Origin of the sequence: Kitasatospora sp. NPDC091335, from assembly GCF_044757205.1 — a bacterium.
In the GTDB taxonomy this organism is placed as follows: domain Bacteria; phylum Actinomycetota; class Actinomycetes; order Streptomycetales; family Streptomycetaceae; genus Kitasatospora.
In genome coordinates this window covers 608117-626422 of the sequence record NZ_JBIVUM010000003.1, presented here as the reverse complement: position 1 = coordinate 626422, position 18306 = coordinate 608117, and the positions used below count along the sequence as shown (strand labels likewise).

At 74.8% G+C, this 18306-nt stretch carries 16 protein-coding genes and 1 pseudogene; 12 read left to right on the top strand and 5 right to left on the bottom strand.

Annotation, left to right across the window (positions count from 1 at the left end; translation table 11 throughout):
* The first annotated feature begins 35 nt into the window (after window positions 1–35).
* Entirely contained in the window at window positions 36–218 is a 183-nt protein-coding gene (locus ACIQOW_RS11265) for a hypothetical protein (RefSeq protein WP_401082734.1), read from the top strand.
* A 112-nt stretch (window positions 219–330) separates the two neighbouring features.
* Here ACIQOW_RS11265 and ACIQOW_RS11260 read toward each other — a convergent pair whose 3' ends face one another.
* Window positions 331–594, bottom strand: coding sequence for a hypothetical protein (locus ACIQOW_RS11260; RefSeq protein WP_401082731.1), 264 nt, complete (start codon window positions 592–594; stop codon window positions 331–333).
* A 494-nt stretch (window positions 595–1088) separates the two neighbouring features.
* Between ACIQOW_RS11260 and ACIQOW_RS11255 the strand changes: the two genes are divergently transcribed.
* Entirely contained in the window at window positions 1089–2216 is a 1128-nt protein-coding gene (locus ACIQOW_RS11255) for a hypothetical protein (RefSeq protein WP_401082728.1), read from the top strand.
* Window positions 2217–2395: 179 nt separating this feature from the next.
* Here the strand turns inward: ACIQOW_RS11255 and ACIQOW_RS11250 are convergent, their stop codons facing one another.
* Complete coding sequence (locus tag ACIQOW_RS11250; RefSeq protein WP_401082725.1) at window positions 2396–2890, bottom strand: hypothetical protein; 495 nt, start codon at window positions 2888–2890, stop codon at window positions 2396–2398.
* Window positions 2891–3120: 230 nt separating this feature from the next.
* Here ACIQOW_RS11250 and ACIQOW_RS11245 point away from each other — a divergent pair, with 230 nt between their 5' ends.
* From ACIQOW_RS11245 to ACIQOW_RS11235, 3 genes are read left to right on the top strand one after another with little or no spacing between them, the layout of a single operon-like run.
* Entirely contained in the window at window positions 3121–3435 is a 315-nt protein-coding gene (locus ACIQOW_RS11245; RefSeq protein WP_401082722.1) for a type VII secretion target, read from the top strand.
* Window positions 3436–3479: 44 nt separating this feature from the next.
* A complete protein-coding gene (locus ACIQOW_RS11240; protein ID WP_401082719.1) occupies window positions 3480–3731 on the top strand; it encodes a hypothetical protein in 252 nt (83 codons plus the stop codon).
* A 37-nt stretch (window positions 3732–3768) separates the two neighbouring features.
* On the top strand, window positions 3769–4137 hold the full coding sequence (locus tag ACIQOW_RS11235) for a hypothetical protein (protein WP_401082716.1): 369 nt from the start codon (window positions 3769–3771) through the stop codon (window positions 4135–4137).
* A 342-nt stretch (window positions 4138–4479) separates the two neighbouring features.
* Here ACIQOW_RS11235 and ACIQOW_RS11230 read toward each other — a convergent pair whose 3' ends face one another.
* Entirely contained in the window at window positions 4480–4962 is a 483-nt protein-coding gene (locus ACIQOW_RS11230; RefSeq protein ID WP_401082713.1) for a hypothetical protein, read from the bottom strand.
* A 432-nt stretch (window positions 4963–5394) separates the two neighbouring features.
* Here ACIQOW_RS11230 and ACIQOW_RS11225 point away from each other — a divergent pair, with 432 nt between their 5' ends.
* The 6 genes and pseudogenes from ACIQOW_RS11225 (at window position 5395) to ACIQOW_RS11200 (ending at window position 13319) form a co-directional block, all read left to right on the top strand.
* Window positions 5395–6888 (top strand): amidase, encoded by a 1494-nt coding sequence (locus tag ACIQOW_RS11225; RefSeq protein ID WP_401082711.1) that lies wholly within the window; start codon window positions 5395–5397, stop codon window positions 6886–6888.
* A complete protein-coding gene (locus tag ACIQOW_RS11220; protein ID WP_401082708.1) occupies window positions 6885–8096 on the top strand; it encodes an MFS transporter in 1212 nt (403 codons plus the stop codon). Before ACIQOW_RS11225 ends, ACIQOW_RS11220 begins: the two co-directional genes overlap by 4 nt.
* A 49-nt stretch (window positions 8097–8145) precedes the next feature.
* Window positions 8146–8838 (top strand): FadR/GntR family transcriptional regulator, encoded by a 693-nt coding sequence (locus ACIQOW_RS11215; protein WP_401082705.1) that lies wholly within the window; start codon window positions 8146–8148, stop codon window positions 8836–8838.
* A gap of 243 nt (window positions 8839–9081) precedes the next feature.
* A pseudogene (locus ACIQOW_RS11210) lies at window positions 9082–9318 on the top strand (ABC transporter ATP-binding protein); the annotation flags it as partial.
* Window positions 9315–11933 (top strand): ABC transporter permease, encoded by a 2619-nt coding sequence (locus ACIQOW_RS11205; RefSeq protein WP_401082703.1) that lies wholly within the window; start codon window positions 9315–9317, stop codon window positions 11931–11933. The pseudogene ACIQOW_RS11210 and the gene ACIQOW_RS11205, both read left to right, overlap by 4 nt.
* 198 nt (window positions 11934–12131) lie before the next feature.
* Entirely contained in the window at window positions 12132–13319 is a 1188-nt protein-coding gene (locus tag ACIQOW_RS11200) for a cytochrome P450 (protein WP_401082700.1), read from the top strand.
* Window positions 13320–13379: 60 nt separating this feature from the next.
* Here the strand turns inward: ACIQOW_RS11200 and ACIQOW_RS11195 are convergent, their stop codons facing one another.
* Window positions 13380–14885: a hypothetical protein gene (locus ACIQOW_RS11195; protein ID WP_401082697.1), complete on the bottom strand. Its 1506-nt coding sequence runs from the start codon at window positions 14883–14885 to the stop codon at window positions 13380–13382.
* Between the two features lie 316 nt (window positions 14886–15201).
* Window positions 15202–16704, bottom strand: a complete 1503-nt coding sequence (locus ACIQOW_RS11190; protein WP_401082694.1) for an IucA/IucC family protein — start codon at window positions 16702–16704, stop codon at window positions 15202–15204.
* A gap of 34 nt (window positions 16705–16738) precedes the next feature.
* Here ACIQOW_RS11190 and ACIQOW_RS11185 point away from each other — a divergent pair, with 34 nt between their 5' ends.
* The gene (locus ACIQOW_RS11185; RefSeq protein WP_401082691.1) at window positions 16739–18289 is read left to right on the top strand and encodes an IucA/IucC family protein; all 1551 of its coding nucleotides are present in this window, start codon (window positions 16739–16741) and stop codon (window positions 18287–18289) included.
* The last annotated feature ends 17 nt before the right edge of the window (window positions 18290–18306 follow it).

Here is an 18306-nt window from a genome sequence, read left to right as displayed (position 1 = left end):
GGCGATCAGCGCCGTCGGGCATGGCGCCGTCGGGCATGGCGTCGTCGATCGGCATCGACCTCGACGACGAGGGCGTTCCCCTCGCGACGGGGGAGGCCGGGCCGGTTGCGGATCCCGCGGTGGACGGACCGTTCGAGAGCGAGCGTTTCGCCTGGTACCAGCTCTACCGGGCATGCCTGGCGAGCATCGCCGGCGGTCACGCCATCGTGTTCCACTGACTCTTCTTCGGTACCGGCGCCCGACCGTACGCCGGCTCCTCGGGAGGGCCGGGGACCGGTGTGCGGCAGGGTGTGAGGCACCGCGCCGCGCCACTTCCCGGCCCGGAAGGTCTCACTTCTGGTCTTCGCAATACGCCCCCTTGTCCTTGAGCTCCACCAGGATCCTGTCGATCGTCGCCGTGGGGATGTCCTGCAGGTCCTTGTCCTTCTTGGCCGCAGTCTCAATCCTCTTCAGGATCTTCTTCTGCTCGTCAACCGATACCTTCCGCAGGGGGCCGTTCATGACTTCGGCGTCGACGATCCTCTGGAGCGCCTTGAGCTGGACGTCGGTGAGATGTCCCTCCCTTCCCTTGCGCGCGGTGTTCTCCTTCTCCATCTCCGCGTTGACGCATGTGACGATCTTTTCCCGTTGCGCCTTCCCGTCATCTGCCGAGGCGTGGGCGGGGACCGCAGAGCAGAAGGGCAGTGGCCGCCACGAGTGTCGCGGCCGGGCGACGCAGGTTCATTCCGTTCCTCCGAGATCTCCGGACGTTGCCGTCAGGGTGGGTGCGTGGCGCGGCCATCCTGTCACCCCTCGGGGACGAGAAGGATGATCGACTTCATCCGGCCGGATGCCTGTCGCGGTGAAGGCCGGTGGCGGCCACGGCGAGCCGGCCGGGGCCCTGACGCGGGCGAACATCCGGGGAGCCGCCGCTGTGCGTGTACCGACGGGATCGGCCCGGACGCGCCACCCCGGGTGATCGGCATCTGGCCGATGCCGTCGGGCGACCGGGGTGACGGATGCCCAGCGTGGCGGTCCGGGGGGGGCACACGGACCACGTCCGCGGGTCGGGACGACCGGTCCGGCCCGTCTTCCGGAAGGCAGTACAGATGAAGCTTCGGGCATGTTCGAGCGTGCTGGTGACCGCCGCGCTCACCCTCGCTCCGACCGCCGCCGCGTCCCCGGCGGGGGCCGGCGAGCGGCCGTTCCTGGACCGGCTGAACACCCTGTCCACCATCGCCTCCACCGTCCCCGAGAACGGCGACGTCAACCCCTACGGCGTGTTCACGATCCAGGAGGGCACCGGCGACCTGCGCCGCGGAAACGTCCTGGTCAGCAACTTCAACAACGCGGCGAACCCGCCCGCGGGTGAGCAGGGCCGGGGCACGACGCTGGTCCAGATCACCCCGGACGGGACCCGGACCACGTTCGCCACCATCGACCCGGACAACCTGCCCGGCCCCTGCCCCGGCGGGGTCGGGCTCACCACGGCGCTGACGGTCCTGCCCGGCGGATGGGTCGTGGTCGGCAGCCTCCCCACCGCCGACGGCACGTCCGACACCGCCCGGGCCGGCTGCCTGCTGGTGCTCGACAAGCAGGGCACGGTCCGCGAGACCATCGCCGGGGACGGCATCAACGGGCCGTGGGACATGACCGCCGTCAGCTCCGGCGAGCGCAGCGAACTGTTCGTGACCAACGTCCTCAACGGGACGGTCGCCGGCGGTGGCGCGCAGGTCGACCAGGGGAGCGTCCTGCGGATCACCCTGTGTACCGAGGAGGGCGGCCTGCCGCAGCGGGTGGCCACCACCGAGATCGGGTCGGGCTTCCCCGAGCGGACGGACCCGGCGGCCCTGGTGGTCGGCCCGACCGGCGTCGGCCTGGGACACGACGGCACGCTGTTCGTCGCCGACACGGTGCTCAGCCGGATCACCGCGATCCCGCACGCGCTGACCCGGCAGGACAGCGCCGGGATCGGGCGGGTCATCACATCGGGAGGCGCCCTCAACGGCCCGCTGGGGATGGCCCTCACGCCCCGCGGCGACATCCTGACGGTCAACGGCGGGGACGGCGACATCGTCGAGACCACCCCGGCCGGCCGGCAGGTGGCGGTCAAGCCGATCAACAACGAGGGCACGCCGCCCGGCGCGGGCGCGCTGTTCGGCCTCTCACTGGACCTCGACGGCGACGCCGTCTACTTCGTCAACGACGCCGACAACGTCCTCGACGTCCTGCACTGAGCGGGAGGTCCGCGGGGAGCCGCTCCCACCGGGCTTCGACGCTCGCCGGCGGCCGAACGCCCGGGCCCGGCTGAACGCCGGAGCCCGGAACCGGTGATCCGTGACAGCGAAGTTGGGACGGTTGTCACCGAAGTTGGGACAACCTCATTCTGTGACAGCGAAGTTGGGAAACGCCCTGGTCAACGCGCTCGTAGCGCTAGAGCACGGCGACGCATGAGCTCAGATCGGCGGCCAGGAAGACCAAGTGCGAGTCTCCTGGCGATATCTACTCGCCCCAAGGCGACCGGGGCGTCACCCGCACGCCGAAGGTCGGGCAATCCCCGTTCGAAGTCCTTGTAGGTGACGACGCCGTCCTCCGCCATGCACTGGGCCCGCCATGCCCAGATGCCGAGAAGCTGACTGGCCGGCACCGTCGATTCGGCCCACACCCGGAACGAAGCTCCAGCGCGCAGGGCCACGGCAGCATAGCCGGCGGCATCAGTCTCATGCCGTTCGAGGGCACCAATCAGGTCTTCGCGATCCACGACGTGCAGTATGACGCTCTGCGAGCGCCAGCAGCCTGCCCCGTCCTTCCCGACTTCGCTGTCACAGGTCAACCGGGAGGGTGGCGCCGGATCGAGCTGTTCCATCAGCCTGTACGGCGCAACGGAGTTCAGCGGCGTCACCATCACCACGCAGTACTGATCCTCGCCGTACCGGGCCGCTTCCGGCGCACGTCCCGGCGCACGTCCGGCGGCCCGGGCCCGCAGTCACCCGCCGGCTCGGGCCGCCGCACCGCCGCGCCCGGCCGGCCGGACCGGCCGGACCGGCTCCGCAACCGGCACCCCCTCCGCAGCGTCTATGCTCGTCGACCGTGCTCGTCCGATCATGGCGAGCCGTGGAGCTTCTTGGGGGAGAGCAGCCGATGCCCGAACTGGTGGGGTACACCGTCCAGCCCGACGCGCTGGACCACGTGAACACGGCACTCGGCAACGTCGCAACCGACCTTGCCTCGGCCAACCAGGCCTACACCGCGCAGAAGCTCTACCAGTCCGCCGACTTCGGCGAGTTCGGTGTGGACCTGGCGTGGGCGGGCTTCGACACCAACTGGGACCAGGAACTGCACGTCACCCAGCGCGCCGTGACGGAACTGGTCCAGAAGATGACGGCCACCAGCGCCAACTACCGCGCCGTGGAATCGCAGCTCGCCGCCTCGCTGACCCCGGCGCAGGCCCGATGAGCAAGGTCGCGGACCTGTAGAAGGCGCAGCAGGCCCCGCGCCGGGTGCTCTTCGGCGAGGCGGCGATCGCCGCCTCGTACCAGGCCGAGGCGCTGCACATCGGCCCCGAGCCGCTGGGCGTCCTGGCTCAGTACGTCCGCGCCGGCGGCTTCGCCGGGGCGCTCGACCTGCCCGAGCCGGTGATCGGCCGGGAAGCGGGCGAGCTGGTCCGTGACTGGCTGCGCGCGGGCGCGGCCGGCGGGGCGGACCTCGGGCGCGAGGTCCTGTTCGCCCGCTGGCCGAGGTCGCGCTGCTGATCACCATGCGTCGCCGAGTCCGCGAAGAGGGCAACTGATGCGCCGAACCGTCATCACCGCCGGGGCGGCGCTCCTGGCCGCCGCCCTGCTGCTCGGCTCCTACCTCGACGGCTGGTGGTCCGAATCCGGCCCGGCCGGCACCACGGTCGCCACCGCCACCCGGCCACAGGTGGAGGTGCCCCTCCCCACCGAGGCGGGGAGCGCCACCACTCCGTACCCGCCCAGCGCGGTGACCCTGGCGGTCGGACAGCAGCTCGGCGTCAGGACGACCGGGGGCGCCCGGCCGAAGAGCTGGCACCTCGACTCGGCGGGCGACGCGGCGTGCTGCGGCCCGGCCCGGACTTCGTCATCAGCCCCTGCCCCACGGACCCGCCCGCGGCAGGCTGCGGCTCCGAGTTCGACCTGACCTTCAGTGCCCTGGCGCCCGGAACCACCACACTGACGTGGGTGTTCGGCAGAGGGGGTTGCCAGGCCGGCGTACCGAGGTACGCGGGGGACCGGTGCGACATCTCCAAGAGCATCCAGGTCACCGTCCGCTGAACGTCACCGGGGACCCCGACGGCCCCGGCCGCCCCGCACGTCACCTCGGGCGACGCCCGGAGCCGCGCCTAACCGAGTACCGGACGGCGTCCCCAGGCCGAGATCAGCGGCGCGAGTGTCAGGTCGAGTTCGCCCGCGTCGATGGCGGCCAGGTGCGCAACCCAGGGTGCCGCCGCTCGGGGAGGCGGCACCCGGGACCGGCGGCACGTCAGTAGATGAGGATGTCCCAGTGGCTGCCCTCGTTGCAGTACAGGTTGCCTGACGCGGCCTTCCACTGCGGGTAGCCGTCGCCCCGGAGGCCGATGTAGGTGAAGCTGTTCTGGATGTAGTTGTCGACGCAGGAGCTGCGGGCGATGTCGACCTTGTAGCCGTTGTAGTGGCTGTAGGTGCCGGAGGCGTGGCCCACCTCGGTCCCGCCGGTGATGTTGATGGAACAGCCGCTGGCCTGCTTGAGGGTGATCACGGCGCTGACCGTGCCCGAGTTGATCTGGTCGAACGAGGTGCAGGTGGAGTTGGACCTGGTGGTGCAGCCCCCGCTGGAGCTCCACGTGATGCCGGCGCTGCTGAACTGACCGGCGGCCGCCGACTGCGACAGCTTGGTACCGCTGGCGCCGGCCGTGGGCGCCGAGAAGGCGAGGCCGGCCACGGTCAGGGCGACGAGGGTTGCTGCGGTGCGTGGCTTCATCTGCATCTCCCGGTGAGGATGGTGTGCCTCCGACTGGACTCCCGCTCTCCTGCCGCGCCTCGGCGGGAGGGCGGGCAGTCCGGCGCCGGGCCTGTGGAACCGGCCCGGACGAAGGGGTCGTACGCAGTGCTGTGACGCGGCAGTGCTCCGGCGCGAGGGCCGACCGATCCGTCCGGCGCGGCCACCCGCGGTTCCCGGGGAACGAGGGGCGGGCTTCGAGCGCCGGCATCGCACCAGGATGGCCCACCGTTGTCTATGCGAGTAGACCCCGGTTTGTGAATTTCGCGTGACGGAGGGTGGCCGTCCGGGCGTCGAAACGCTCCACGGGATGGTGCCCGCGAGCGGGCCGGCTCGGGTAAGGCTTGCCTTGCCACGTGTCCGGGGCCTCCCCTAAGGTGAAGTCCTCAGAGGACCTGATGACCTGAGGAGTAAAGACTCATGACCGACCTCCATGAACTGACGCTGGCCGAACAGGCCGCTGCCGTCCGGCGACGCACCGTCTCGCCGACCGAACTGGTCGACCACCACCTGCGCCGCATCGAGGAGTCCGACGGCCTGCTGGGCGCCTACCGCACGGTCGACGCGTCCGGCGCCCGCCGGGCCGCCCGTGCGGCCGAGGCCCGGCTGGCCACCGGCGGGGCGGACGACGGCGCCGGGCTGCCGCCGCTGCTCGGCGTGCCGCTGTCGGTGAAGGACACCTGGCCGGTCGCCGGGCTGCCCTTCACCGCGGGCTCCGCGGCCTTCGACGACCGGATCGCCCCGGCGGACGCCGCCGTGGTCGGCGAACTCCGGGCGGCCGGTGCCGTGCTGCTGGGAACCACCACGGCGGCCGAGTTCGGCTGCTCCTGCTACACCGAGACGGCGTACGCCACCGCGCGCAGCCCGTACGACCCCGGCCGCGGTGCCGGTGGCTCCAGCGGCGGTGCGGCCGCCTCGGTCGCGGCCGGGCTGGCGGCCGGGGCCCTGGGCAGCGACGGCGGCGGTTCGATCCGCATCCCGGCCGCGGCCTGCGGGGTCGTCGGCCTCAAGCCCAGCCGGGGCCGGGTGACCCCGGCACCCGGGACGGACGCCTTCGGGCTGGCCACCGCCGGTCCACTCGCCAGGACGGTGCCGGACACCGCCCTGCTGCTGGACGCGATGGCGGGGAGCGTCCCCGGCGACGGATGCGCCCTGCCCGCCGCGCCCGCCGGCCACTTCCGGTCCCGCGCCGGACGCGAACCCGGCCCGCTGCGGATCGGGGTCATGCCGCGGACCGACGGCTGGCACCCCGAGGCCGCACTCGCCTGCCGCCGCACCGCCGACCTGCTCACCGACCTCGGCCACCGGGTCGAGGAGGCACCGCCGTTCGACCCGGGCGAGTACCTGCCGGACTTCACCGTGCTGTGGAGCGTCCTGGCCGCCGCGGTGCCCGTCCCGCCGGAGCGCGAGGAGCGGCTGCTGCCGCTGACCCGCTGGCTGCGCGCCGAGGGCGGCGGGCACAGCGGGGCCCGGCTGTACACGGCGATGACCTCCCTGGCCGCCACCGCCCGCGCGGTCTGCCACCGCTACGACCGCTTCGACGCGGTGCTGAGCCCGACCACGGACCGGCCGCCGCTGCCGGTCGGGTCGCTGACCGATCCGGACGCCCCGGAACGCACGTACGCCCGGATGCTCGCCGTCACCCCGCGCACCCCGCTGGCGAACCTCACCGGCCGGCCGTCGATCAGCCTGCCGCTGCACTGGACGCCTGACGGACTGCCGATCGGTGTGATGCTGACCGCCCGGCTCCACCAGGAGGGCCTGCTGCTCTCCCTCGGCGCCCAGCTGGAACGGGCCCGGCCCTGGCACCACCACGCCGCCCGGCAGGCGTCCGTCCTGGAGCGGGCCCGGCAGGCGTCCGCGCCGGCGCGGGGCGGTCGGGCGGCGGCCCGGCCCGAGGGGAGCACCCGGTGAAGCGCGGCAGGCTGGCCTTCCTGACCGGCACCCACATCGTCAACGACCTCTACCAGGGCGCCGTCCCCGCACTGCTGCCGTTCCTGATGTCCCATCGGCACTACAGCTACACCGCCGTCTCCGGCATCGCCCTGGCCGCGAGCGGCCTGTCCAGTGTGGTCCAGCCGCTGTTCGGCCTGCTGGTCGACCGCCACCGGTGCAGCTGGCTCATCCCGGTCGGCTTCCTCACCGCCGCGGCCGGGATCACCGGCGCCGCACTCGCCGGAAGCTATCCGCTCACCTGGCTCTGCGCCGCCCTGGCCGGCATCGGCATCGCCGCCTACCACCCGGCCGCCACCAGCGAGGCCAGGGCCGCCGGCGGACAGTCCCAACGGGCGATGAGCCTCTTCTCGGTCGGCGGCACGCTGGGCGCCTCACTGGCACCGGCCCTGGTCACCCTCGTCGTCGGTTCGTACGGCCTCGCGGGAGGCTGGCTGCTCGCCGTCCCGGCCCTGGTGACGGCCGCGCTCTGGGCCGTGCAGGGCCGGTGGCGGCGCCACCGGGGCCCGGCCCCGGCGACCCCGCCGACCGCCCGGGCCGCGACCGCGAGCACGCACCGGGACGACTGGCGGGCCTTCGGACGCCTGGCCGCCACGACCGTCGGCTGGTCCGTCCCCTACGTGACGGTCACCTCGATGCTCGCCCTGCACATCCAGCGCGACCTGCACGGCTCGACCGGACTCGGCGCCACCGCACTCACCCTGCTCACCCTGGCCGGAGCGGCCGGCACCCTGCTCGGCGGCTGGCTGGGCGACCGGCACGGACGGCTCACCCCGATCCGCGCCGGGTACCTGCTGGCCGTCCCCGCCCTCGCCGTCGTGGCCTTCGCACCCTCCAGCGCGGTCGCCGTGGCCGGCGCCGTGGCGTTCGGGCTGGCCATGTTCCTGCCCTTCGCCCCGCAGGTGACGCTCGCCCAGGACTACCTGCCCACCCGGCCGGGTACCGCCAGCGGGCTCACCCTCGGGCTCGCCATGTCGGTGGGCGGCCTCGCCGCGCCGCTGCTCGGCCGCCTGGCCGACGCGCACGGCCTGCGATCGGTGCTCGCCCTGGTCCTCGGCGTCCTCGCCGTCGCACTCGGCTGCGCCCTGCGCCTGCGCGACCGGGTGCTGCCGGCGCCGGAGCCGGAGCCGGGGCCGCTGCCCGAACCGGTCGGCGGAACCGTCGGCTGAGCTGCGACGGAGCGAAAGGACGCCGTCGGCAGGACGGTAGGGTCGTGCCATGACTGTTCGCCCGGTACGCCATCGCTCATTGGTCGAGGAGGCCGTCGCCGAGCTGCGCCGGCTGGTCGGCACGGGGGAGTGGCCGGTGGGGGAGAAGCTCCCCAACGAGGTCGAACTGAGCCGGTTGCTGGGCGTCGGCCGCACCACCTCGCGCGAGGCGGTGCGGGTGCTCATCGCCGACGGTCAACTGCACTCCCGGCAGGGCTCGGGCACCTATGTCGCGGCGGCCTCCCCGGTGTCGGAGTTCGACCGGGAACTGCGCCGCTCGGAAGCCCACGACGTGTACGAGGTCCGTGCGGCGCTGGAGGCCGAGGCCGGCCGGCTGGCCGCACGGCGGCGAACCGGGGAGGACGTGGCCGCGTTGCGGACGGCGCTGGCCGCCCGTGACGCGGCCGCCGACCGGGTCGCGTTCGTCGAGGCGGACCTGGAACTGCACCGCCTGGTCGTACGGGCCGCCCGCAACCCGGTGCTCACCCGCCTCTTCGACTCCTTCGTCGACGCGCTGCGCCAGGCGGCCTGCTTCGTGGTGGCCGACGACCACCTGCACGTCGGTGCGGAGGAGGAGATCATCACCCGCGCACACCACGCCCTGGTCGAAGCGATCGCCGCGGGCGATCCCGACGCCGCGACCGAGGCGACCCGCGCCAACCTGGACCGGACCCTGGACGAACTGCGCGCCCGGGAAGCCTGAGCGCGGCGGCCGGTGGCCCGGCCCGGAGCACGTCCGAGCCTCGGTGCGTCCGCGCCTCCGTCCGGCCGGGGGACGGCGGGCGAGTGCGCGGGTGGGGATAACCCCACCCCCCTTCCGCCGGTAGCCTCCATGGTTCGGGCCGCCCGCCGTTCCTAGCCTGGGTCACGTCGACGACCAGCGACGATCCGCGAGGGAAGGCCCACCATGGCACGCCGCCACGACCGTTCCGAGTACGGGCCGACCGAGCCCCCCGGCCAGACCAGGGCCGCGATCGAGTCGCGGGCGGTGCGGCGCGCGGTGGACACGACGGGCGCGACGGTGGTCATGGTGACGCACGATCCGGTGGCGGCCTCGTTCGCCGACCGTGTGGTCTTCCTGGCCGACGGCGCCCTGGCGGGGGAGTTGCACCACCCCGATCCGCAGTCCGTCGCCGACCGGATGGTCACGCTCGCCACCACCGGGGTGGAGACGGCGGCGTGAGCAACGGACTCGCGCGCGCCTCGGTGCGCTTCCGGCCCGCCTCCTTCGCGGGCACCTTCATCGCCCTGCTCTTCGGCGCGGCGGTCATCATGGCCTGCGGCACCATGCTGCAGACCGGCATCACCGCCACCGTGCCTCCGGTCCGCTACGCGGACGCGCCGGTGGTCGTCGCGGCCAACCCGGACATCGAGTTCGTCCGCCAGGTCAACAAGAAGAAGGAGAAGACCGTCGACCGGCCCGTCTCCGACCGGGCCCGCGTGGATGCCGCACTGGCCCGGCGCATCGCCGCGCAGCCCGGTGTGGCGGCGGCTCGGGCGGACTCCGCCTTCCCGCTCCAGCCGGGTCCGGCGACGCCGGGCCTGACGGGGCGCGGGTACGCGGCGCTCGGCATCGCCGGCGGCGCGGACACCCTGGTCGAGGGCCGCGCGCCCGCCGACGGCGAGGTCGTCCTCGACGCCGCCACCGCGCGCGACGCCCACCTCGCCCCGGGCGCGAGCCTGAGCCTGGTCGCGCCCGGTGGCAGCGGCAGCTACCGGATCTCCGGCCTGGCCGCGCCGCAGAGCGCCGGCCCCACCGCCTGGTTCGCCGACGACACGGCCGGCCGGCTCTCCGGCCACCCCGGCCGCGTCGACGCCATCGCCGTCCAGCCGGGCGAAGGCGTCAGCGCCACGGACCTCGCCCGGCAACTGCGCGACGCGCTGCGCGACACCGCCGACCGGACGGCCGGCGGGGCTTCCCCCACCGGGATCAGGGTGGTCACCGGCGACGCCCGGGGCTCCGTCGAGCAGCCGGCGCTCGGGGACGGCCGGACCCTGCTCATCGCGATCGGCGGCTCCTTCGGCGGTACCGCGACCATGACGGCCGTCTTCGTCGTGGTGTCCACCATCGCGCTGGCCATCGGCCAGCGGGCCCGCGAGTTCGCCCTGCTGCGCGCCGTCGGCGCGACGCCCCGCCAGATCCGCCGCACCATCGCCACGGAGGCGGTGCTGGTGGCCCCCATCGCCGGGGTGATCGGCCTCATCCCGGGCGTGGCGCTGGCCCGTTGGTGGTTCGACGGCCTCGCCTCGCGCGGCGCCGTCCCGAAGGGCGTCGAACTGGACGTCGGCCCGCTTCCCGCGCTCGTCGCCGTCGCCACCTGCCTGCTGGCCGCACTCGCCGCCGGCTACCTGGCCGCCCGACGGCCCTCCAACCTGCGTCCCGGCCAGGCGCTCGGCGAGGCGTCGGTGGCGGTGGGACGAGCGGGCGTGGTGCGAACCGTCCTCGGCGTGCTGGCCATCGCCGGCGGCCTGGTGCTGACCGTGGTCGCGGCCGGCCTGAGCGGCGAGAACGCCGCCAACACCGCGCTCGGCGTGGTCATGTGCTTCCTGGTGGCCATCGCCCTGCTCGGCCCGTGGGTGGCCCGGGCCGCCACCGGGGTACTCGGCCTGCCGCTGCGGGCGGGCGCCGGCGGCACCAGCGGCTCGCTGGCCGCCGACAACGCCCGCGCCAACGCCCGCCGGCTGACGTCCGCGCTCACGCCCATCGCGATGGTGACCGCCTTCTGCGGCACCATGCTGTTCATCCAGAGCACCGTCCAGCACGCCGCCGGCGAGCAGGTGCGCGACGGCATCACCGCCGACCACGTGCTCGGCTCCACCGGCCCCGGCCTGCCCGCCAGCATCGCCGAACAGGCCGCCCGGGTGCCCGGCGTCGACGCCGCCGTGGGCGTGCTGCGCAGCGGCGCCGTCTACCGCTCCGACGGCAAGCTCCGCTCCGCCAACGTCCTCGGCGTCTCCGGCGACCCGGCGAAGCTGCCCCGGGTCCTCGACCTGGCGGTGAGGACCGGTTCGCTCGCCGACCTCGCCCGGGGCACCGACACCGTCGCCCTCGACACGGCCCTCGCCGACAAGCTCGGCCTGAAGACCGGCGACCACGCCTCGTTCTGGCTCGGCGACGGCACCCAGGCCCGGCTGACGGTCGTCGCCACCTACGAACGCGGCCTCGCCTTCGGCCAGTTGGTGCTGCCCAGGGCGGCCGTCGCCGCACACGCCGGCGTGGCCTACGACAGCCAGGTCCTGGTCGCGGACGCCCCCGGTGCCGACCGCGCCGACATCGCCGCCCGGTTGGCGAAGCTCCCCGCCGAGACCACCGCCGCCGCCGCAACTGCCACTGCCAACGCCACCGCCACGGCCGCCGGACTCACCGTCGCCGACCGCGCCGGATACGTCGCCCAGGCCGACCGCAGGCGCGAGGCCGGCGACTGGGCGAACTCCGTGATGGCGGGCGTGCTCGGCGGCTTCGCGGCGATCACCGCCGCCAACACGCTGGTGATGACCGCCCTGGACCGCCGCCGCGAGGTCGCCCTGCTGCGCCTCGTGGGCGCCACCCGCCGTCAGGTGCGCGGCATGATGCGCTGGGAGGCCCTGCTGGTGGCCGCGGCCGGGCTGCTGCTGGGCAGCGCGATCGCCTGGATCACCCTGGTGCCGATCGCCCGGGGCCTCGCCGGTACCGCGCCGTACGTCCCGCCGGGCACCGCCCTGTCGCTGGCCGCCGCGGCCGTGGTGCTCTGCCTCGTCTCGACGGCCCTGCCGGCCCGGGCCCTGCTGCGGACCCGCCCGCTCGCGACGAACGACTGAACCGCGTCCGGGCCGGCTGGTCGCGGTTCGCTACCCAGCGGGGGAGCAGAGGGGAAGGGGGGCGGCTCCGGTCCGTGGGAGGGGGCGCGCAGGAGGCCTCCGCGCGCCTGCACGCTGCACGGGATCGCGGCCGAAGCGCGCAGCGGCACGGGCACCTGGGTATCGGGAAGTGGGTATCGGGTGATCACGGGAGGTTCCATGAGCGAGCAGGAAGTGCCGCCGGTCTCGATCTTCTACCGTCGTGACGGGCTCGACCCTGGCCCGGCCCTGGGCGAGGCCCAGCGAGGGGACCAACCGGTCCGGCGCGTCCAGGACTTCTGGCTGCACCGGGACGGTGAGTTCTGGCTCGTCACCCGGCACGCCGACGTGCGGCGCGTGCTGGCCGACCACGAGACGTTCGCGATGCACGACCCGGAGCGCGCTCCGGTCCTGCCGAACGAGCTCCTCAACATGGACGCGCCGGAGCACACCCGGCTGCGCCACGTCCTGACGCCGGAGTTCACCGGAAGGCGGATCCGCGCCCTGGAACCGATGATCGGCACGCTGGTCGACGAGCTGATCGACGCCATGGAGTCGCGCGGCCGGACGGCGGACCTGATGGACGACTTCGCCCTGCCGCTGCCGCTCGGGGTGATCTGCGCGATGCTCGGCGTCCCCGACCCCGATCAGGGGGAGTTCCACCGCTGGTCCCGCATCACGCTGGATCTCGGACTCCCCATGGAGGAACGGCTCGCGGCCGGCCGGGAATCGCACGCGTACGTGGCCTCCCTGGTCGCGGAGAAACGGCGCAGCCCGGACGACGGGATGATCGGCATGCTCGTCCGGGAGCACGGCGGCGCGGTGTCGGACTCCGAACTGGCCGGTGTCGTCGAGTTGTTGCTGCTGGCCGGCCACGTGACCGTGTCCAACACGATCGGCCTGGGCGTGCTCGCCCTGCTGTCGCACCCGGAACAGGCCGACCGGTTGCGCGACGCTCCGGAGGGTGATCCGGTGATCGACGCCGCCGTCGAGGAGCTGCTGCGGTACCTGTCCGTGTCCAGCACCGCGCTGGCCAGGACCGCGCGGTGGGACACCGAGATCGGCGGCGTGCCGGTCAAGGCCGGCGACCAGGTCGTCTGCCAACTGCCGGTGGCCAACCGCGACCCGGCGCTCGGCGCCGGGATGGACCGCTTCGACATCGCACGCAATCCCGTGTCGCACGTGACCTTCGGATACGGCCCGCACCACTGCCTCGGCGCACCACTGGCCCGGATCGAACTGCGGATCGCGGTGCCCGCGCTGCTGCGGCGGCTGCCGGGCCTCGCGCTCGCGTGTCCCGCCGAGGACGTGCCCTACCGCGTCAACAACGAGGTCTACGGCCTCCACGCACTGCCCGTCACCTGGTGACCGGCGCCATCGGCCCGGGGGCTCGCACTCCATTCCCTCGCCCGCGGAGCCGCGGCACCGTCACGACTCCTCCCCGGCCCGCAGTTCGGTGGCGACCTGACGCCGGCCGGCGACCAGTGTCTCCACCACCACCCCGAGCCCGACCAGCAGGGCCAGGCCCGCGGTGGGCAGCAGCACCGGTAGCAGCGTGGGGGTGACGACCTCCCCGACCCTGGCGCCGACCAGCGACGAGATGTCGAACGCGCCGCCCAGCAGGGCGACCGCCGGCCGCGACCAGGCCGCCGCCAGGGTCTGCGGCAGCGCCTCGGTGAGGATCAGCGCCAGCCCCTGCCGGGGCCGCAGGCCCATGGTGCGCAGCCGGGCGAGCAGGGCCGTGCGGTCGGCCGCGGCCCGGAACAGCGTCAGCGGCACGGCGAGCAGGGCGTATCCGGCTCCGGCGGCGGCCGCGTACCGGAACAGCCGCCCGGCGGCGTGCTGCAGCGGGTCGTCGCCGAGCGCGGCGGCGGCCTCCCGGCCGCTGTGCACCGTGTATCCGGCGGGCAGGCCGTGGGCGTCCTTGCCGCCGGCCGTGGCGTTGTCCGCGATCAGCCTGGCCAGGCCGACCGGCGGGGCCCCGCTGTTGTCCCGCACGGTGGCGCCGAAGCCGGTCGTGGTGACGGCGATCAGCAGGGCGAGCAGCGGCAGCACGGAGGGCTTGCGGCGGCCCGAGCCGTCGCGGGCCGCCCGGCTGAGGCCGAGGAAGCCGATCAGGCCGCGGCCCCGGCCGGCCAGGGTGGCCAGCCGGCCGACCAGCACCGGCTCGGTCCGGGCCAGCGACAGCCCGCCGGTGACGGCGAGCAGGAGCGGCGCGGCGACCAGCAGCGGGTCCACCCCGGCCCCGGGGTGGCCGACGCCCCGGCGCCGGACCTCCGCCACGGCCGCGACGGTGAGCGCCACGACGGTGAGTTCGCCGACGAGTCGGCGCCGTCCGCCGGCCTGCCGCTGACGGGTCCGCAGCAGGGCCGCGCGGACCGGAAGGGCCAGCAGCGCGATCAGGGTCGCGACCAGGGCCGACAGCACCGCGCGTTCCCACCGCGGGGTGGGCAGCAGAACCAGGGCGAGGGCCGTGCCGAGCACGGCGGCGGGCAGGACGACGACCGCACCCTCGGCGAGCAGCCGGCGCAGCACCCCGGCGCGGGAGCCGCCGCGGGCCAGCAGCAGCCGGATCTCGGCGGCGCGCCGGTCGGTGGTGAGCACGGCGGCCAGGAACAGCACCACGGTGGCGACGCCCGCGACGCCGGCCGGGCCGATCGCGCTGAGCGGCAGCGAGGCCTGGTAGCGCCCGTCCGCCAGGGTGAGGATCTCGAACAGGCCCGAGGTGGTGTTCAGGTCGGCGCGCTTGACCGCTTCGCCCAGGGCGGTGGCGTCGCGCCCGGTCAGGAGGGAGCTGATGACGTCGCGGGTCTCGTCGAGCCGGTCGGCGCGCAGCGAGGCGGGGTCGACGGGCAGCCGCCAGAAGTTCTCGGCGGTCGCACCCCAGCGGACCATCGCGGGCAGGCTGTCGCCGTCGACGAACCCGCTGGTCATCCAGTGCTCGTGTTCGGGCTTGGTGTGTCGCTGAAACCGGGGTGCTCGGCGGCCTTCCCCAGCCGGCCGTCGGGAGCGACGGGCGTGCGCGCCGGCATGTCGTCCACGAATCGATTATTCCCGTGGGTCCGGCCCGGCGCATCCGGCTGCCCCGCCACGGCGGCCCGGGGGCCCGGGGGCCGATCGCACCCCGTCCCCGGCGGCCGGGCGGCCGAGGCGTGGATGCCGGTCCCCGGTTCCGGCGGCCCGCGGGGGAGCCGAACGGAGCGCGTGACCGGATCCGGGCGCTGTCCGTGGACGGCTGCTTCCGGCGGATTCAGCCGTTCCGGGCCGGGTTCGGCAGCAGGGCCCAGCGGACACCGTCCGGGGCCAGCCGCATCAGGGTGAGCGCCTTGGCCGGCACCGGATCCGCCACCAGGGCCCGCAGGTCGGGAGTCGCGGGGAGGTCCCGGGTGGCGGCTTCGAGGAGCGCGCCCAGGGCGGCGGCGCTGCCGGCCAGCGAGCCCAGCGAGCCCGTGACCAGGCAGCCGAAGGCCTGGCGGCGCAGGCCGAGCCGGTCGTCGTCCACGAGTCGGCCGCTCGGCGGCGACGGAAGCCGGTGGCGGAGCAGCCGGGTGGGGCTGACGCGGATGTCGGCGAGGTCGCGGTAGACCAGCCGCCGGGCTCGCCCCTCCTCGTCGAGGACGGCGAGGAGGTTCTGCCCGTGAGCCCCCAGGGCCACCCCCAGGTCGAGCATGTCCAGGCAGACCCCCACGGCCAGCCGCGCGAACCCGGTGATCCGGCTCCACCGCTCGCCGGGGGTGAGCGGCGCGAAGAACGCGGGCAGCTCCGCCACCGGGACCACCTGCTCCCGCGCCCCGGCGTACGTGTACGGCGACTGCCGCAGCACCGCCGCCAGGTCCGGTGTGCCGGCGCCCGCCGCCGCCAGGGTCCGCGCGATGTGCAGCCTGCCGCCCAGCCGGGCCGCGGCACGCTCGACGACCTCGGAGGTGGTCAGCGCGTGCTCCACCGAGTGGGCGGAGATGTCCCGCACCGCGGAGGTGAGCCGGGTGCTCAGCGCCGTCTTGACGTGTACGTCCCCTCCCAGGTCGAGCGTCCGCAGGGAGAGCAGCGGGTGGGCCCGCGGCCCGGGCAGCAGGGTCCGTCCGGTCAGGGTGTGCTCGGCCTGCCACGGGTGAACCGGGATCAGCGTGACCCGGCCGTCGCGCAGATCCGCCGGCCACGGGCCGCGCAGCACGGCGTCGGCCACCGGCGTGAGCCGCAGCCCCACCACCGGCCGGTGTTCCGGCGCGTACGCCAGCTGCTCGGCGGCCGAGAAGCCCGGACGGGACCGGCAGGCGGGGTGGTACGGGTGCCCGTCCGGTGACCGCTGCTCCCACTGCCACGGCGCCGCCGGCGGGCCGGCGAGCCGAGGGGCCGTGCGCGAGAGCGCCATCGAGGCGGCGCTGTGATCGAGTTCGGCGGCCAGCCGCCCGCCGCCGGGCAGGGCCAGCGCCGTCAGCAACCGGCCCGGGTGGTCGAACGGGCGGCCGTCCAGTTCGACGCGGGCGATCGCCGTTCCCGTCGCCCACGGGTCCGACGGCGGACCGTGCAGGCGCCGCCCGTCCGCCAGCTCCAGCCCGACGCCGTCGCGCCCGGTGGTCCGCCGCACGACCCAGGGCAGCGGCTCGTGGACCAGCCCCCGCCACAGCCGTGCCAGCACGGCGGCCCGCGCCCCGGGCAGAGCGGCCAGGTAGGCATCGACCCGCTCCGGGTGGATGTCGCCCAGTTGCTCTGCCAGCCGCCGCTCGGCGGCGCTGCCGCACACCCGATCTCCCACCACACCCAGCTCGTTCCACGTAGGGTGGCGGCCCATGCGGGACTTCGCCCGGGCAGCCGACGCGCTGTCCGTCACGCCTCTGCTCAACTGCCTCCTGCGTGAAGCCGCCGAACCGGCGGGGAGCACACCCGCCGGCCACACCGTCCACCGCCTGCACGCCAGCGGACGGCTGCTCCGGGTCCGCACCCGTCACCGGCCCTCCTCGCCGGAACTGTGGACCGGCACGGGCTGGCGGCCGCTGCGCCACGCCGGGCTCGTCGATCTCGCCGCACAGGAGATGCGGGCCACCACCGGGCGTGCCAACCCCGCGCTCGTCACCGAGGCGACCGCCAGCCGCGCGGCCCTGGAGGCCGTCCTCGCGGCCCGGGCCCGCGCCACCCCGCCCGACGACCTGTGGCTGCGTTCCGAACAGGCCCTCGTCATGGGCCACCCCTGCCACCCGGCTCCCAAGGCACGCAGTGGCGGCGGTCCGCCCGCCGCCTGGCTCCGCTACGCCCCGGAGGCGTACGCCCGCTTCCCGCTCGTCCTGCTCGGCGTCTCGACGGACGCGGTGATCGACGAGGGCGACACCCGCGTCCTCGACTCCCTGGGCCAGGCTCCGCCCGGGTTCCGTCCGCTGCCCGTCCATCCCTGGCAGTTCGCGCTCAGCCGCCGGCTGCCCGCGGTGCGCGCGGCCTTCGCCCGGGGCCGTCTCGTCCGGCTGGGTGCCACTGCCTGGCAGGCGCGGGCGACGTCGTCGGTGCGCACCGTCCACGTCCCGGGGAGGCCTGAGGGCCCCGGACCGGCCGACCTGTTCCTGAAGTTGAGCCTGGAGGTGTGGATCACCAACGACGTCCGGCGGCTGTGGCTGCACGACCTGCGCCAGGGGCGCCGCAGGGACCCGCTGGCCGCCGCCGCCTTCGCGGCGATGGACGGTCCGGCGGCCTGGTTGAGCGAACCCGGGCACCGTACGGTCCGCGGTCTCGAGGAGACCTTCCCGGTCGTGGTCAGGGACGGCCTGGACGGGCACCTCCTGCCGGGCGCCACCGCGGTGCTGGCCGCCGCGCTCGCCGAGCGCTTCGACGGCAACCCGCTCGACCGCGTCACCGATCCGCTGCGCTGGTGGTCGGCGTACCTGGGCCACGTCGTCCCGCCCGTCCTGGAGGCGTACGCCCGTTACGGCGTGGTGGTCGAGTGCCACCTCCAGAACACCCTCGTCGGCGTGGACGCGGACGGCGTTCCCGTCCAGGCCGTCTTCCGCGACACCGAGGGCGCCAGGGTCGTCCCCGAGACGCCCCGTGAGGCGGCCTGGCAGCGCCTGGTGTACTGCCTCGTCGTCAACAACCTCGGCGAGATCGCCGGCACCCTCGCGCACCGCTTCCCGGGGACGGCGGGCGTGCTGTGGCCGCTCGCGCGGCGGGAGTTCGAGAGATGCGACCGGGAGCGCGGCGTCCCGGAGATCACCGCGCTCCTCGGCGCGGCCACGGTCCCGGGCAAGGCCAGCCTGCTCTCCCGCTGGCTCGACCTGGGCGGCACGGAATCCCGCTTCGTGTCCGTTCCCAACCCGCTGGCCGGCTGCGCGGGCGAGGTCCGCGGTCGTCCCTGACGTGGCGCCGGCGGATG